Genomic DNA, 15,714 nt, shown 5'->3' with positions numbered 1-15,714 from the left:
GTCCCCGAAATCCGGAGAATGATCCGCACATGAAGTCACCGTCGGGCCGCCGCCGCAAGGCTCCGGCAACGCGCCACCCCGCCACCACGCATCCGGGGTTCCTGACGCTGGCGGCGCTCCTCGTCGTCGCGTCCCTGGTGGCCGGATACCTGGTGCTCAACCGCACGACGAACACCGCGCCGACCGCTTCCTCGGGGGACGACAAGAAGGCGTCGGCGGGGGCCACCAAGGAGCCGAAGTGGGACGGCAAGACGCACGTCCTGGGGGACGGCTCCACCTCGTACACCGGCCCGCAGACGGGACAGTTGAAAGCGGTTCCGCTCAAGCCGGGGGAGAAGCCGCCGCAGTTCGTGGTCTTCTCCTGGGACGGCGCGCTCATGGGCGACGACGGCCTCTTCGAGCACTACCGGAAGATGGCCGAGGAGTACAACGCCCACATGACCTTCTTCCTCACCGGCATCTACCTGCTGCCCAAGAGCAAGAAGGACCTGTACTCCCCGCCGCTGCACCCCAAGGGCACGGCGGCGATCAGCTTCCCCACCGACGAACACATCCGCACCACGCTGGAGCAGCTCGGCGAGGCGTGGAAGGAGGGGAACGAGATCGGCACCCACTTCAACGGCCACTTCTGCGGCGCCAAGGGCGGCGGTGACTGGAGCGTCGAGCAGTGGAAGAGCGAGATCGACCAGTTCTACTCCTTCGTGGAGAACTGGAAGACCAACACCGGCTACACGGACATCGACCCGCTCCCCTTCGACTTCAAGAAGGCGGTCGTCGGCGGCCGCGCACCCTGCCTGGAGGGCCAGGCGAATCTGCTGAAGGCCGCCAAGAGCTACGGCTGGCGCTACGACGCCAGCTCCACCGGTGACTTCCAGATCTGGCCGACGAAGAAGAACGGCATCTGGGACTTCCCGCTCCAGCTGCTCCCCTACGACGGCGGCAAGTACCAAGGCCTGTCCATGGACTTCAACTTCCTCTACAACCAGTCCGACGGCGAGGTCGACGGCGACGCGGCCCAGTACCCGACCTGGGAACAGCAGACCGTCGACGCCTACATGGCCGGCTTCAACCGCGTGTACTACGGCAGCCGCGCCCCGCTGTTCATCGGCAACCACTTCGAGGAGTGGAACGGCGGCATCTACATGAAGTCCGTCGACCAGGTCATCGAGAACGTGTGCACCAAGAAGGACGTCAAGTGCGTCTCCTTCCAGGAGTTGGCGGACTGGATGGACGTGCAGACACCGGCCACGCTCGAGCGGCTGCGCACCCTGGATCCGGCTCAGAACCCGGACTGGTCGACCGTCGTGAAGTAACCAAACCTCAACCCGGTCCCCTCTTCACAACAGCCACACACGCCGTGCAAAGATGCCCTTCCCGGCATCCCTCCGCCGGGGCAAGAGGGGAAACATCAGTGAAGTCAAGGAAATTGAGGGCGACCCGACGCCGCGTCGCGATACTCGGGGCAGCCGCCACTTCGGTCGTCGCCGGAGTGGCTCTGCTGCCCAACTGGTCCGCCGGTGCCGCCGTCGTCGACGACCCCAAGGTCGACGCCCGGACCAAGGCCACCTTCCAGCGGCTCGCGGACGCGGTCTTCACCGACCGTACCGACGCCCTGGTCGCCGGCGAGCAGGGCGACCGGTCGAAGCCGCTGACCGACGGTTTCTCCGGTGACGTCAAGCTGTCCTCCGGCACGGCCCGCACCGAGGACGCCGCCCTGTCCACGCTGGGCGACCGCAAGGACAAGCTGGCGAAGGCCGGCGAGAAGTACAGCAAGGCCAGCACCACCGTCACCCTGAACGCCACCCGGGTGACCGGCCGCACCGCCAAGGCCGCGGTCACCGAGAGCACGACGCTGACCTACGAGAAGGTCCGCGGCAACGAGCCGAAGAGCACCGGCTTCGAGGCCCACCACGAGCTGACGTTCAAGGCCGACCGGCAGGGCAACTGGCAGCTGACGGACATCCGCGACACCGACCAGGGCGGTCTCGCGGTGAACGCGCTCACCAAGCCGGTGTCCGTGAAGACGGCCACGACGGCCGACGACACGATGCCGAACGCCGCGCGCGCGGCGACCACCCGCAATCCGGTCGCCGTCCCGAAGACCGGCACCGCCTATGACTACAAGGCGATGGCGGCCTACGCCGAGAAGTACTGGAACGTCTACAACAAGGACTATCCGGACTACAACGGCCACGGCGCCGGCGGCGACTGCACCAACTTCGTCAGCCAGTCGCTGAAGGCGGGCGGCTGGAAGCACGTCCCCGGCTACGTGTACGACTACACCAGGTGGTTCGGCAACGCCGACATCCAGTCGGACTCGTTCGTCGGCGTCAACGAGTGGTCCTGGTTCGCCCAGAACTCCAAGCGGACCACCGCGCTCGCCAACGTCTACCAGCTCGAGGTCGGCGACGTCCTCCAGATGGACTTCGACCGCGACGGGTCCAAGGACCACACGATGATCGTCACCGCGAAGAGCGGCGGCGTCCCGTACGTCACCTACCACTCCAACAACACCCTGCGCAGGTCGGTGGCGAGCCTCGTCTCGTCCTACCCGACCGCGTACTTCTACGCCTACCGCACCTGATCCGGCCGGCCCGTCACTTCTCGGAGTGGCGGGCCCGCCAGTACGGGTTGTCGTGCGGCAGGGCGGACCCCACCCTGCCGTACATCCCGAAGACGAGCAGCAGGATCCCGATCACGAAGCTGAGCATGCAGTTCTGGATCTCGAAGGCCAGGAAGTTGTAGTCCGTCTCCAGCAGGGCCATGTTCACGAAGCCGCTGACGACGAACAGCGCTCCCAGCGTCATGTTGAGCGTGGACGCGAAGTTCCCGCCGATCACCATGCCCACGAGCAGCAGCAGCCCGACGGCGACCGACAGCCAGCTGAGCGACCCGTTGGTGTTGAGGCTCCAGACCTCGTCCCCGCCGGTGTCGAAGAAGCCGATGTGGTGGACGATGCCGAAGATCCCGAAGGCGATCAGACCCACGCCCATCAGGCCGGCGCCGATCCGGTAGACCAGGTTCAGCCGGTGGTCGACGGGCAGATGCTCGTCGAACCTGATGCGCCGCCTGGACCGGCCGTGTACCGCGTGTGTGGCCATCTCCGCCTCCCTGAGGGTGGATGCGCCGATGGAGGGCGTACGTACCCTTCAATATCCGTCAGCCCGGCGTCCGCGGCAATGTCAGTGCCCCGTGCCGCGCTCCTCACGGATCCCTGCCACCACGTCCGCCACGGCCCGCCGGACGGCCTCCGTCTCGGTCAGGAAGTGCCAGTAGTCGGGGTGCCGGCCCTCCAGCGTCCCGATCGCCCGCTCCAGCCGGGCCACCGAGTCGTCCAACGGGCGCGCGTGCCGGGGATCGGGCGTGTTGCGCCCCGCCATCGCCAGCCGCTGGGCGTCCCGGATCGCGAACCTGGTCCGGTCGATCTCCGCCTGCGGATCCTTCTGCACGGCGTTCAGCCTGGCCAGCCGGTCACCGGCGGCCGAGACCGCCTCGTCCGTGCCGTTCAGCAGGGCGCGCGCGGTCGACAGCAGCGCGGTGGCGTCCGGCCAGCGCTGCGCGTCCCGCGCCGCGCGCGCCTCGTCCAGCTTGGCCTCGGCCTGCCGGACGTGCTCCCCGGCCTGGTCGGGGACGTGCTGGAGGTCCTGCCAGCAGGCGGCCGAGAACCGCCGCCGCAGCTCGCTCAGGATCGGCTCCACCTGCTCCGAGCGGGTCGTCAGCGCCTGGGCGCGGGTACGCAGCGACACGAGCCGGTGGTCGATCTCCGCGGCCCGCTCCGGCAGCCGCTCCGCCTCCGCCCGGACCGCCTCGGCTTCCCGCGCCACCCGCTCCGCGCGCTCCAGCGTCTGCGGCACGCCGTGCTGCCCCGCGCCCTGGTTCAGCTTCGTCAGCTCGGGCGCCAGCGCCGCCAGCCGCGCCGCGAGACCGTCCGCCCGCAGCCCGCTCTCCCGTACGGCGTCCAGCGCGTTCGACGCGGCCAGCAGCGCCTGCCGGGCCCGCTCCACGGCGGGCGCGAGCCGGGCCAGCTGGGTCTCGGCCTTGCCGAGCAGCGGGCCCAGCCCCTCGGCGAACCGGTCCAGCTCCTGCTTCACCCGGCCCAGCTCGTCCTTGGCCCGGGTCAGCTCGGTGCGCGCCTGGACGGCCGCGGAGGCCTCCAGGTCGTCCCGGTCCAGGTCGTGGGCGTCCACGGCGTCGATGTACTGGTGGCTGGCCTCGTCGATCCGCCTGCCGACGGCCTCGAAGTCGGAGACCGCGCGCCGGGCGGCCGGCGAGTCGTCCACGGCCCTGATCGTCTCGATGGAGATCCGCAGATCGCGCTGGGCGCTGTCCAGCTCGTAGAAGGCGGCCGCCGCCGCGTCCTTGGCGGCCTGGGCCTCGGCCCGCTGTCCCTCCGCCCGTCCGCCGAACCAGCGCCGGGTGCCGCCACCGGCGAACGCGGCGGGCAGCGCGAGGGCGGCCACCAGGGGGAGGGCGACGAGGAAGAGGGCGTCCCGGAGCGCGTAGGGTCCCCGGCGCGCACGGTGGCGCTGTGCGCGCGGCACCAACGGCGAATACGGCTGCGCTGGTGTCGCCGTCACATCCCTCTCCCGTGCTGTGATCCGCCCTGCCCGGTGTCATTCTCCCACCCGGTAAGGACGAACACACGGGTCGGTCAGTTCGCGTTCCGGACGGTGACTTTGCCGTCGGCGGTGCGGGCGCTCACGACGTGCTCGCTGGACTCGTCGCGCGGTACCGACACGTCCACCCCGCCGTCGTCGGTCTTCGCGGTCACCCGGTAGGTCGCCTCGGGCAGCGAGATCGTCACCGAGCCGTCGTCGCTGACCGACTCCACCCGGTCCGGCACGGCGGACAGCGTCAGGCGGACCGAGCCGTCCGCGGTGCGCGCGTCCACCGTGCGGGAGGCGACCTCGGCGCGTACGGAGCCGTCGTCGCTGCGCAGCTCCAGCGGCCCGCTCGCGTCGGTGACGTGCACGGAGCCGTCCTCTGTGCGCACGCTCAGCGCGTCCCGGAAGCCCCGGGCCCGGACGCTGCCGTCGTCGCTGCCGACCTTCACCGCGATGCCCCGGGGCACCTCGACGCGGTGCTTGGCCGAGCAGTCGGCCACCACACCGGAGCAGTGCATCCGCAGCGTCAGCCGGTCGTCCTTCATCGACCAGCTGACCTTCGGCTCCTTGCCGATGGTGACCGACCCCTGGAACCAGCGGGTGACGTCGACCCTGCCCGCCTCGGCCGTGTCCGACGCGACGATCTCGAGCGCCGAGTCGTCGGAGTCGACGGTGAGCGTGCGGCCCTGGAGGGCGAAGGACCGGTGATCGGGGTGCTCGTCGTCGGCGGCGGACGCGCCGCAGGCGGTGGTGCCCACGGCCAGGGCCACGACGGCCCCGGTGACGAGGACCGCGCGGACCGGAAGTGACGTACGTGCCATGGTGATCTCCCCCTGGGCTGCCTGACGTTGCCCTGACGACACTAGGGAGCGGCCGGCCGCCGGACGATCCGGCCCGCTCCCGCATCCGGGGTGGGGCTAACCCCCGGATACGGGTTTGCGGGGCACGGCCCCGGGCAATGTAGGCTGTCGACTCGTCCCGGGTGCGTAGCTCAGGGGTAGAGCGCCTGCCTTACAAGCAGGATGTCGGCGGTTCGAAACCGTCCGCGCCCACCAGGTGAGCGAAAGGGCCCCCGGAGAGATCCGGGGGCCCTTTCGTGTGTGCGTCGAGGGCGGGGGCGGTCAGTAGCCGATGGTTTCGCGGAGGAGCAGTACGGTGCCGCGGCCGGGGCGGGGTTCCGCCTTGAGGACGAGCAGGCGGTTGACGGCGCCGGGCGTCCCGTACACCGCCTGGGCGCGGGCGTCCTCCAGCGGGAGGGCGTGCTCCTCGACGCGGCGCAGCGCCGTGCCCAGGTCGGGCACCACCTTCTGCGCGCCGACGATCCAGACCGCGTGGGCGGCGCCGCCCGCGTTGGCGGGGAGCTGGCTGCCGCTGCCCGAGGCGAGCACGAGCGAGCCGGTCTCGGTGACCGCGGCGACGCTGTTGACCACGTAGTCGGGGCCGGCGAGCAGCCTTCTGATCTCGTCGGCGCCGGTGGCGCGGTCGATGGCCAGGACGCGCGGCCTGACGGCGTCGTAGCGGTCGCCGGTGTTGATGTCCTCGTCGATGCCGGACAGCCGGAGGGTCTCGCTGGCCCCGGTGAGCACGGCGGCACCCTCGGGGATCAGTTCCCTGAGGCGGGCACGCGCGGCCGCGGCGTCGTCCAGGATCTCGGCGGCGAAGCCGTGGGCGCGCAGTGCGGCGGCGGTCCGCTCAAGTTGCTCGGCCGACGCCGGGTCGGCGAAGGAGCGGGCCGGAGCCGGGGCGGCGGTGACGGCTTCCTGGGCGGTCCCGGAGCCCCGCGCCGCGTGCGGGGAGGTGCCCGCCAGCGGGGAGGTGTCGAGGTACCTGATCTCGTACTCCCGCTCGGCGAACTTCCAGCCCTGCGGGGTGCGCTCGTAACGGTCGTGGTAGACGGCGTAGTTCAGCACCTCGCGTCCGTCGAGGGTGCGAACGAGTTCCTGGATGTAGGCCCGGCCGGTCGCGGTGTCTCCGTCGAGCAGGATCGTGCCGGGGTGGGTGGTCTGCACGAAGAAGTCCCACTGGCTCTGGAGCCGCTCACCGCCGACGCGGATCTCCTCCCGGCCGACCTGCTCGGCGGGGACGGCGGGCATGCGCAGGACGCCGTCGGGTGTGAACAGCGCCGCCAGGCGGGGCCGGTCGCGCATCATCAACGCGTCGGTGAACTCGCCGCGCAGCGCCTCGATCTCGACACGGTCCGCGATGGCCTGGAAGTCGTTCATCGAAGTCTCCTCAGGGTCTGGTCGTCGTCCTGTCGGACAGGACAACCCAGCCCTGCGGAATGTGAGGTGGGGCTTCGCCTCACAGTCCGGTGCGCTGTTCTGTCGTAACGGGTGCAGGCACAGCCGAGCGAGGGAGACTCCGGACCATGACCACCAGAGCCGAGCCCGGCGACGAGCGGAGCGATCCGGATCTCGGCGCGATCATGAGCGAGCGGCACCGGCTGATCAACCTCGCCTACCGGCTGCTCGGGTCGCTCTCCGACGCCGAGGACGTCGTGCAGGAGACCTACGCCCGCTGGTGCGCCCTGTCCGTACCGGAGCAACGGGCCATCGAGTCGCCCGGCGCCTGGCTGGTGACGGTCGCCGGCCGGATCTGCCTGAACCTGCTCGGCTCGGCGCGGGTCAGGCGGGAGCGGTACGTGGGCGACTGGATCCCGGAACCGCTGCCCGAGCCCACGGAGTGGATCACCGGGCGCTCCGGCACCGGCGGGACCGACCCGGCCGACCGGGTCACCCTCGACGAGTCCGTGACGATGGCCTTCCTGGTCGTCCTCGACGCGATGACGCCGGCCGAGCGCGTCGCGTTCGTCCTGCACGACGTCTTCCGCTTCCCCTTCGGCGAGATCGCCGGGATCGTCGGGCGCACCCCGGCGGCGTGCCGTCAGCTGGCCTCGTCCGCCCGGCGCCGTCTGCGCACCGCACAGGCCACGGCGGGCCCGAGCGCCGGGCAGGCCGCCATCGTCAGGCGGTTCAGGACGGCCTGGCAGGCCAAGGACATCGACGCCCTGATCGGCCTGCTCGACCCCGAGGCCATCGCCACCGCCGACGGCGGCGGGCTGGCCGTCACCCATCTGCACCCGATCGTGGGCGGCGAGCGGGTCGCCCGTGCCTACGCCGAGATCGCGCGGGTCTCGGGCGACCGCACGACGTTCCTGGAGTGCACGGTCAACGGGCTGCCCGGCCTGGTGACGCGGCAGGGCGGCGACATCGCGACCGTGTTCGCGTTCGAGATCGCGGGCGACCGGATCAGGCGTATCTGGGCGGTGCGCAACCCCGAGAAACTCCGGCCCTGGCGGGTCGGCCGAGAACCGGGCCGGAGCGCGGTCTAACCGTGGTCCTCCGGTGGGGTGCCGTAGGTGTGCTTGAGGCTCATGCGGGCCGACACCCGGTCCGGGGCCGCGACCTCCGCCCAGAAGCGGTGGCAGGTCACGAACACCGCGAGCTCGTGCTCGCGCCGCCGGAGCTTCTCCACCTCGGCCTGCTCGTCGGCCGTCCAGCCGGGGGACGCGGGGCGTTCGGTCTTGCGCCAGCCCGCGTCGTCGCTGAAGCCGTCCAGGGGCTCGACCGACCAGGGGAGCCGCTTCAGCAGGGCCGACAGCTCGGCCCTGACCTGATGCAGCTCCTCCTGACCGGCGCGCAGGTCGCTGGGAAAGTCATAGGTCGTAGCCACCCGGCAATGGTACGCCTGTTCGAATTTGAGTGGCGAGCTCCTTCGGGGTGTTCGTGTGAACGTACGTTCGAATGTTTCTCGGGTGTCCGCGGGGGCGTCGGTGAGGGCGGGCGGGGCCGCGCCGGTGGGACGTGACGGCGTGCGCCGGGCCTCACGCGCCGCGCGGCGGGACCGCGCACGCCGCCGTGGCGCCGGGCAGCCGGTGCCGGTTGCGCGACACCCGGCGGTAGACCAGGCGGGCGCAGCCCCGGACGCCGGGCAGCCGGAGGAGGGCGGAGAGCGTGCGGTACGCGGCGGACGGTGAGGTGCCGAGCCAGCGGGCCAGCGCGTCGGACCCGCCCGCGAGGACCGCGCCGCCGCGCAGCAACAACACCTCCCGGTCCAGCCGTTCGAGATGCGCGGCGGTCGACTCCGCCGGCAGGAACTGCCACGGAACCGCTTCCAGCGCCGGTGCGGCGAGGCCGCGGAGACGGTCGACGGAGGCCTGGCAGAAGCCGCAGTCCCCGTCGTAGGCGAGTACCGGGACGACCGCGGGGGCGAGTGCCGGGGGCACGGAGCGAGGACCGTGCGGAGCGGGGCTGGTCACTGGTTTCCCTCCACCTCCCCACCCGTGGTGGGGGCGCCGACCTGCATTCACCGACCGGTCCGTCGACCGGTCCACCGTCCGGATCACCGATCGGTTCCTCACCGTAGCGTCGCACGGGTGGCGGCCCGGCGCCGGTGTCGTACCCACGGCCTAGGGTGACGCGCATGGACGAAGACGCGGCGGGAGGGGAACAGGTGGTGTTGGTGCCGTGGTCGGAGGGGGACTTCTGGCTGCTCCGGCGGGCCAACAGTCCCGCGATGACCGAACATCTGGGTGGGCCGGAGAGCGAGGAGAAGCTGGCCGACCGGCATCGGCGCTATGTCGAGCCGTTCGCCGGGCTCATGTACCGGGTGACGCTCGCGGACACCGGGGAGACCGTCGGCTCGATCGGGTACTGGGAGCGCGAGTGGCGTGGCGCGCCGGCGTGGGAGACGGGCTGGGCGATCCTGCCCGAGTTCCAGGGCCGGGGGCTCGCCGCGCGGGCGGCCCGGGCGCTCGTGGACGTCGTACGGCAGCGGGCCGCGGACGGCGGTCACCCGGCCCTGCACGCGTTTCCCAAGGTGGACCACACGGCGTCCAACGGGGTGTGCCGCAAGGCCGGGTTCACCCTGCTCGGGCAGGTCGATCTCGAGTACCCGAAGGGGAACCCGATCAGGTCCAACGACTGGTACGTCGACCTGCGCACCGGGCCCGCCGCTACCGCGTAGTGTCCGTCAACTCCCTTACCAGGCGCGCGGTCACCGGCACCGCGACCCCGTGCCGCTCGGCCGCGCGCAGCAACGCCCCGCCGATCGCGTCGAGTTCGAGAGGGCGCCCGGCCTCGGCGTCGCGCTGCATGGAGGACTTCGTGGCCGGGGCGAAGGAGTCGTAACGGGCGAGTGCCCGGGCCGGGTCGGCGGGGGCGCCGCAGGCGCGGCTGACGGCGGCGGTCTCCTCGACCAGGGCGGTCAGTTCCTCGCGGTACCGGGTGCGGACCTCGCCCAGCGGCAGCCCGTGTCGCGTGGTGAGCAGGGCGAACGGTGCGAGGAAGGCCATCTTCGCCCACAGGGCGGACGTCTCGTCCGCCGCGACGCGTACGGCCGGGCCGGCCTCCGCCAGGACCCGTGCGAACGCGTCGAGCCGCGGGCGCGGCACGGCGTCGCCGGTCAGGTCGATCTCCGCGAAGGCGCTGCCGTGCTCGATCACGCCCGGCGCGACCCGGGTCGACTCGACCCGGACGACGGCCGGCGCGACCCGGTCCGGTCGGTACCGGGCCCGAAGGGCCGCCGGATGCTCGATGCCGTTCAGGAAAGGCACCAGGAGGGTGTCCTCGCCCAGGGACGGGGCCGGGACCCGGGTCAGGGCCGCCTCCAGGGCGGTGTGCTTGACGGTGACCAGCACCGCGTCCACGGGGGTGCGCAGCTCGGTGTCGGCCGCGACCGCGGCCGTGAAGTCGCCGAAGACGGTGCTGCGGACGCTGATGCCCTCGGTGCGCAGGGTCGCGGCGGTCTCCTCGCCGGCCAGGCAGGTCACCCGGTGGCCGGCCCGGGACAGCAGGGCCGCGAGCAGCCCGCCCACCCCGCCGGGGCCGAGGACGGCGACGCTGAGTATGTCCTTCGTCATGTGCGGTTGTCCCTCTCGTCGGTCGGCCCCGCGGGTGCGGTGGCCGCCTGTGAGGTGATCATGGCACGAGGGCGGGGTGACGGGGGAGACTGGGAGACATGTGCCGGAGCATCAAGACGCTGCGTCCCCCCGCCCTGCCCGAGAAGGCGACGGAGGACGACATGCGCGCCGCAGCCCTTCAGTACGTCCGCAAGGTGTCCGGCTTCCGGGCACCGGCCGAGCACAACCGGGAGGTGTTCGAGCGAGCGGTCGAGGTCATCGCCGCGGCCACGGCGGAGTTGCTGGACGGGCTGGAGGTGCGCGGGTCCGGCCGTGCCGCGACGGCGCCCACGCCCTCGTAGCGCCCGCCCCGGTCGCGTCCCCGGCAGCCCTGTCGCCGGCCCAGGCCCGCGTCGACGTCCGGCCCAGGCCCGCGTCGACGTCCGGCCCAGGCCCGTGTTCTAGGCCGTGGGCTGCCGTCGCATGACGTACGCCGCGGCGGCGCCCGCGCCGAACAGCGCGAGCACCGAGACTCCCGTCGCCAGCCAGGTCGTGCCCAGCCAGTGCGCGCCGAAGTAGCCGAGGGCGGCGCTGTAGCCCGCCCAGGAGAGGCCGGCCAGGGCGGACCAGGGGAGGAACTCGCGGGGGCGGCGGTGGGCGGCGCCCGCGATGAGGGAGACGACGGAGCGGCCGGCGGGGGCGAAGCGGGCCAGGACGACCAGGGCGCCGCCGCCCCGGGCCAGCGCCTCGCCGAGACGTTCCTGCGCGGTGGTCAGCCGACGGGAGCGGGAGATCGCCCGGTCCAGGCGCGCACCGCCGCGCCAGGCCAGCCGGTAGGCCACCAGGTCGCCCAGCACCGAGGCGGTGGTCGCGGAGAGGATCAGGACCATGATGTCCGGCACGTCGTGCGGCACCTGCCCGGTCGCCGCGCCCGAACCGGCCGCGGCGGCCGTCGCCGCCGTGATGACGAGCACCCCGCTGGGCAGCACCGGCAGGAACACGTCGAGGAGGACCGACAGGCCCACCACCGCGTAGATCCATGGGCTGCCGAGCAGAACCCCCACACTTTCGAACACCACTGACTCCCCGTGTCTCCCCCGTGACGGCCGACCGTGCCGCTGTGTCGCGGGGGAGCGGCAGGTGCGGCCAATGACAGCCATACAGCGTACGCCCGGGGTGTGACAGTGGATTCACGGGGGGCTCATGTGTTCGGTGCGGCATGTTCACCCGGTGCACGCACCTCCTGCTGATCCGCGGTCACCCGGGCTCCGGGGGAGCCCGGGTGACCGCGGACCACCGTGTCCCGGGGACGGGATCAGGCGGAGACCGTGGCCTTCCGCGCCGCGGGCTCCCGCTCGGTGGCCGGGCCTTGCGCCGGTGGTCCCGTCCGTTCCGCCCGGGACTCGGCCGGGCATGCGGCCTCCCCGGCCGCCGTGCGCAGAGCGGCTCGCGCCACCGCGTCCGCATCCGAGAGGGTGACCGAGTCCACCCCTGGGCGGGCGCCCGCCGCGGTGACCCAGTGCACGCCCTCCGTGGGCACTCCGAAGGCCAGCCTCCGTGGGTGCGGCCGACCTTGGCGGTCGATCAGGTGGTAGGGGCGCGCGGTGACGTCCAGCCCGCCGGTCTCGTAGCCGTCCACCGTGTGGGGGCGGCACTGTCCGGTCGTCAGCAGCCGCGCGAGGAGGCCGTCGGCGGTGCGTCGCACATCCGGTTCCGGAAGCCGCGCCTCGATGAGCGTCGTCACCCGGACGGCCGACCCGGGCACGTCCGGCGCGTGCGCCCGCCAGGCCCCGTCCTCCTCCCGCACCTCCAGCCGGGGCCCGAGCACCTCCACCACTCCCGCCTCCACCAGGGCGGCCAGTTCCTCGACGCGGCGGCGCGGCGGGCCGATGGACAGGAACGCGTTGAGCGGGGTGTACCAGCGGTCCAGGTGGTCCCGGCGGGAGGCGCCGGTCAGTCCGGCGTGGTCGACGATCAGCCGCAGTTCGTTGCGCAGGTCGCGCAGGACGTCCAGGGCCGCCTTCACGGGCCCGTCCACGTTGCCCCGGGCGGCGTCCGCCGCGTCCCTGCGCAGATACCCGAGCAGCCAGTCCCGCCACTGCCCCGGATGCGCGAACCGCCGTCCCGCGTACGGCCGGGAGATCCGCTCCCAGCTCCAGCGGTCGGCCCGCGGTATCCCGAACCCGTCGAGTATCACGGCCTCCCGGTCGTCGCGGTGCGGGACGGCCGTGAACTCCCGTACGAAGTCCTCGACGGGTCCGGGCCGCCCCGGCTGCCGCAGCAGGGCCGCGTAGTGGACCGTCTCCACCTCCTTGGCCACCAACGGCCATATCTCGGCCAGGAAGTCGGGCGCCTCGCCGGAGTCCGCGCGCTTGCGGAACCCCGCGATCACCTCCGGGGTCAGCACGAGGGGCCGGTGCCGGCCGTACGGTCCCTTGGCGTTGTCGCCGCGCGCCTGGTACGGGATGCCGCGCCGGGAGCCGGCGTACAGCAGCGGCTCGTGACCGGAGGGCAGATAGCGCAGGGCCGCACGGTCGCTGCCGGTGCCGGCGCCGGTGCCGCTGCCGCTGCCGGGGCCCGTGCGCGGGTCGGTGCCGGTGCCCGTGCCGGTGGGGACGAAGCGGCCGCCCCGGCCGGTGGTCAGCAGGGCCAGGTGGTCGAAGAAGTTCAGGCCCAGGCCGCGCAGCAGCACCGGTTCGCCGGGGGCGAGTGTGCCGAGGTCGACGTCGGCCGGGTTGGCGGGCGGCACGTGCCGCAGGCCGTGCCGCCGCGCGTACGCGCCATGGCGTCGCTGGGCGGCGTCGGCGACCACCGGCAGATGCCCCTGGGCGAGGACGACGGCGGACAGGCCGGACAGGATCCGGCCGTCGTCCAGGGTGAGCACCTGGCGGCCGTCGGCTTCCTCGTCGAGCCGGACCGCGCGGGCCGCGTGCGTCTCGACGTGCACCGACGGCGGGGCCTGGCGCACCGTCCGGGCGAACACCCACTCCAGGTAGCGGCCGTAGTGCGCGCGGGTCGGGTACTCGTCCGGGCCCAGCGTGCCGGCCGCCCACGCGTGCAGACTCGGGCCCGGGCGGATCGGGCCCGCGCAGTCCACGCTGTCGTCGGTGAACAGAGTGACCTGCGAGGCCACGGTGTTCATCAGCAGCTCCGGCGACTGCCCGGTGCGCCATACGCTCCCCGGTCCCGGCGGGGCGGGGTCGACGACGTGGACCGTCAGTCGCGTCCCGGGCGGAAGGAGGCCGGGCGCGGAGGCGCAGAGGCGTTCCAGGACGCTGGTGCCGCGCGGCCCGGCGCCGACGAGGGCGACGGACACGGTGACCGGTGGTCCCGCGTCCGCGTCCGGCGTGGGCGCTTCGGCGTCGGCTCGGTCGGCGTTCACTGAGGGCAAGAGGGTGACTCCCGGGCGTGTGGGGCGCGATGGAGCGGACCGCCCGCGGAACCCGCGGTGGAAGCGGACGGTCCGCCTCATCATGCCGTCGGTCGTCCCGGAAGCCAACGCGGGCCCCGGACGCCCCGGTTGTCCCGCCTCAGGACGTCAGGTCGGACTCCCGTACCGTCGTGAGCGACCCGTCCTCCTGCGCCTGCTCCAGCCGCAGCCGGGCCGAACGCCCGCGCAGGGTGAGGAACATGAGCTGGTTGCCGAACCACGGCCCGCCCTTCTTGCGCCAGCCGACCGGCGGCCGGGGGCAGCGGCCGTGCCGGCGGAGCCGGCGGCCGAGCGCCCGGGCCACGGCGCTCCAGCCGAAGCGGAAGCCCACCCGGATCGACAGCGGGACCGAGTTGTGCACGGGGGAGCAGGTGAGCTGGAGCACCCGCGCGTCGGGACCGCTTCCGTCGTGCCAGTACGGCTCGGCCACGTACGCGTGGTGCACGTCCCCGGAGAGCACCAGCACGCTCGCCGGTGCCCCCGCTCCCGTACCGGTCTCGGCGATCAGCGCCGCCAACTGCGCGAAGGACTCCGGGAAGGCCGCCCAGTGCTCCAGGTCCGCCCCCCGCCGCACCTTCTCCCCGACGCGGGCCCAGCGCTCCCCGCGCTCGCCCCGGCTCAGCGCCGCGTCCCACTCCTCGGCGTCGTGCACCAGGTGCGGCAGCAGCCAGGGCAGCGAGGTGCCCAGGAGCAGGTGGTCGAAGGAGCCGGGATCGTCGAGGGCCTGTTCGCGCAGCCAGGACAGCTCGCCAGGGTGGAGCATCGCGCGCTCACCCTCGGCGAGGACCCGCGCCGCCCTGCTGTCCACCATCAGCAGCCGCACCCGCCCGAAGTCGCGCCGGTAGCTCCAGCGCACGGACGCGGGGTCCGCGTCGGCGCGGCAGGCGAAGGCGCGCAGCGCGTCGGTGCCGTCGGGGGCCTCGCGCACGGCGGCGTAGAGCGGGTCGGTGGCCAGCTCGGCCGGGGAGAGGTTCCCGAGGTGCTGGTGCACCCAGTACGACATCAGGCCGCTCAGCAGCCGCTCGCGCCACCAGGGCGTGCCCCGCATGTCGGCCAGCCAGGAGGCGGAGGTGTTCCAGTCGTCGATGACGTCGTGGTCGTCGAAGACCATGCAGCTGGGCACGGTGGACAGCAGCCAGCGCACCTCGGGGTCGAGCCAGGACTCGTAGTAGAGCCAGGTGTACTCCTCGTAGTCCGCGACCTCGGCCCCCGGCGCGTCGGCGAGGCCGCGCCGGGCGGAGATCCGCTCCTTGGTCGCGTCGGAGACCTCGTCGGCGTAGACCTGGTCGCCCAGCAGCAGCAGGACGTCGGGCCGCTCGGCCGCCGGATCGGCGGCCAGGCGGGCGGCCAGGCTGTCCAGGGCGTCGGGACCCACGGGGTCGTGCCCGCCGGCCGGGGGTGCCGCCCAGCGGCAGGAGCCGAACGCCACCCGGACCTCTTCACCGCCACCGTCCCCGTCACCGTCCGCGCCGGCGTCGGCCGCGGCGGGGGTGCGGATCTCCGAGGGCGGGAAGGGGGAGTCGGGCAGCGGCCACACCCGGGCGCCGTCGAGGAACACCTCGTACCCCGTGGCGGTGCCCGCCGTCAGGCCCGTCACCTGGACAAGGGCGTAGTGGTGGCCCGCCACCTGGAAGGTGTGGGCGGTGCCGCCCGCCCCGTCCGCGCAGCGCACCTCGGTGGCGCACGGTCGGCTCGCCTCGATCCATACGGTCGCCGTCGAGCCGTCGGCGTACCTCAGCAGTGGTCCCAGCCGCAGTTCGGTCACGAGATCGCCCTCCTCCGTCGCCCCGTACGGTACGGAACGACGGAGGGGAGTGGGGAGATCCCCGCGAGATCGCCCC

The 15,714-nt window shown here is 72.9% G+C and carries 15 protein-coding genes and 1 tRNA gene; 6 read left to right on the top strand and 10 right to left on the bottom strand.

Going from position 1 to position 15,714, the window contains the following annotated elements; all coding sequences use genetic code 11:
* Positions 1-29 precede the first annotated feature (29 nt).
* The gene (locus tag AOQ37_RS30875; RefSeq protein WP_062649167.1) at positions 30-1,313 is read left to right on the top strand and encodes a polysaccharide deacetylase family protein; all 1,284 of its coding nucleotides are present in this window, start codon (positions 30-32) and stop codon (positions 1,311-1,313) included.
* A 113-nt stretch (positions 1,314-1,426) separates the two neighbouring features.
* Entirely contained in the window at positions 1,427-2,584 is a 1,158-nt protein-coding gene (locus tag AOQ37_RS30870; protein WP_078890431.1) for an amidase domain-containing protein, read from the top strand.
* 13 nt (positions 2,585-2,597) lie between these two features.
* On the opposite strand, the gene AOQ37_RS30865 is transcribed toward AOQ37_RS30870, so the two are convergent.
* The 3 genes from AOQ37_RS30865 to AOQ37_RS30855 form a co-directional block, all read right to left on the bottom strand.
* Positions 2,598-3,101: a DUF4383 domain-containing protein gene (locus AOQ37_RS30865; RefSeq protein WP_062649163.1), complete on the bottom strand. Its 504-nt coding sequence runs from the start codon at positions 3,099-3,101 to the stop codon at positions 2,598-2,600.
* An 81-nt stretch (positions 3,102-3,182) separates the two neighbouring features.
* The gene (locus AOQ37_RS30860) at positions 3,183-4,577 is read right to left on the bottom strand and encodes a hypothetical protein (RefSeq protein ID WP_062649161.1); all 1,395 of its coding nucleotides are present in this window, start codon (positions 4,575-4,577) and stop codon (positions 3,183-3,185) included.
* 74 nt (positions 4,578-4,651) lie between these two features.
* Entirely contained in the window at positions 4,652-5,425 is a 774-nt protein-coding gene (locus AOQ37_RS30855; RefSeq protein WP_062649159.1) for a DUF4097 family beta strand repeat-containing protein, read from the bottom strand.
* A gap of 159 nt (positions 5,426-5,584) precedes the next feature.
* Between AOQ37_RS30855 and AOQ37_RS30850 the strand changes: the two genes are divergently transcribed.
* Positions 5,585-5,659 (top strand) — tRNA-Val (locus AOQ37_RS30850).
* Positions 5,660-5,725: 66 nt separating this feature from the next.
* Here the strand turns inward: AOQ37_RS30850 and AOQ37_RS30845 are convergent.
* Positions 5,726-6,826 (bottom strand): nuclear transport factor 2 family protein, encoded by a 1,101-nt coding sequence (locus AOQ37_RS30845; protein ID WP_062649157.1) that lies wholly within the window; start codon positions 6,824-6,826, stop codon positions 5,726-5,728.
* Between the two features lie 146 nt (positions 6,827-6,972).
* Between AOQ37_RS30845 and sigJ the strand changes: the two genes are divergently transcribed.
* Positions 6,973-7,935, top strand: a complete 963-nt coding sequence (gene sigJ / locus AOQ37_RS30840) for an RNA polymerase sigma factor SigJ (protein WP_062649155.1) — start codon at positions 6,973-6,975, stop codon at positions 7,933-7,935.
* On the opposite strand, the gene AOQ37_RS30835 is transcribed toward sigJ, so the two are convergent.
* Both AOQ37_RS30835 and AOQ37_RS30830 read right to left on the bottom strand, forming a co-directional pair.
* A complete protein-coding gene (locus AOQ37_RS30835; protein ID WP_062649153.1) occupies positions 7,932-8,276 on the bottom strand; it encodes a DUF8825 domain-containing protein in 345 nt (114 codons plus the stop codon). The two genes, sigJ and AOQ37_RS30835, sit on opposite strands and share 4 nt — an antisense overlap.
* A gap of 151 nt (positions 8,277-8,427) precedes the next feature.
* The gene (locus AOQ37_RS30830) at positions 8,428-8,829 is read right to left on the bottom strand and encodes a thiol-disulfide oxidoreductase DCC family protein (RefSeq protein WP_062649520.1); all 402 of its coding nucleotides are present in this window, start codon (positions 8,827-8,829) and stop codon (positions 8,428-8,430) included.
* A 197-nt stretch (positions 8,830-9,026) separates the two neighbouring features.
* On the opposite strand from AOQ37_RS30830, the gene AOQ37_RS30825 reads away from it, so the two are divergent.
* Entirely contained in the window at positions 9,027-9,569 is a 543-nt protein-coding gene (locus AOQ37_RS30825; RefSeq protein ID WP_062649151.1) for a GNAT family N-acetyltransferase, read from the top strand.
* Here the strand turns inward: AOQ37_RS30825 and AOQ37_RS30820 are convergent.
* The gene (locus AOQ37_RS30820) at positions 9,559-10,464 is read right to left on the bottom strand and encodes a ketopantoate reductase family protein (protein WP_062649149.1); all 906 of its coding nucleotides are present in this window, start codon (positions 10,462-10,464) and stop codon (positions 9,559-9,561) included. The two genes, AOQ37_RS30825 and AOQ37_RS30820, sit on opposite strands and share 11 nt — an antisense overlap.
* A gap of 98 nt (positions 10,465-10,562) precedes the next feature.
* Between AOQ37_RS30820 and AOQ37_RS30815 the strand changes: the two genes are divergently transcribed.
* Positions 10,563-10,805, top strand: a complete 243-nt coding sequence (locus tag AOQ37_RS30815; protein ID WP_062649148.1) for a DUF2277 domain-containing protein — start codon at positions 10,563-10,565, stop codon at positions 10,803-10,805.
* 99 nt (positions 10,806-10,904) lie between these two features.
* On the opposite strand, the gene AOQ37_RS30810 is transcribed toward AOQ37_RS30815, so the two are convergent.
* The 3 genes from AOQ37_RS30810 to AOQ37_RS30800 form a co-directional block, all read right to left on the bottom strand.
* Positions 10,905-11,519, bottom strand: coding sequence for a DedA family protein (locus AOQ37_RS30810; protein WP_062649146.1), 615 nt, complete (start codon positions 11,517-11,519; stop codon positions 10,905-10,907).
* Positions 11,520-11,758: 239 nt separating this feature from the next.
* A complete protein-coding gene (locus tag AOQ37_RS30805) occupies positions 11,759-13,825 on the bottom strand; it encodes an FAD/NAD(P)-binding protein (RefSeq protein ID WP_062649144.1) in 2,067 nt (688 codons plus the stop codon).
* A gap of 148 nt (positions 13,826-13,973) precedes the next feature.
* Positions 13,974-15,638, bottom strand: coding sequence for an alkaline phosphatase D family protein (locus AOQ37_RS30800; RefSeq protein WP_062649142.1), 1,665 nt, complete (start codon positions 15,636-15,638; stop codon positions 13,974-13,976).
* Positions 15,639-15,714 lie beyond the last annotated feature (76 nt).

Source organism: Streptomyces maremycinicus (assembly GCF_001184025.1).
In the GTDB taxonomy this organism is placed as follows: Bacteria; Actinomycetota; Actinomycetes; order Streptomycetales; family Streptomycetaceae; genus Streptomyces; species Streptomyces maremycinicus.
The sequence above is the reverse complement of the archived record's forward strand: the minus strand, read 5'-3'. Positions and strand labels throughout refer to the sequence as shown.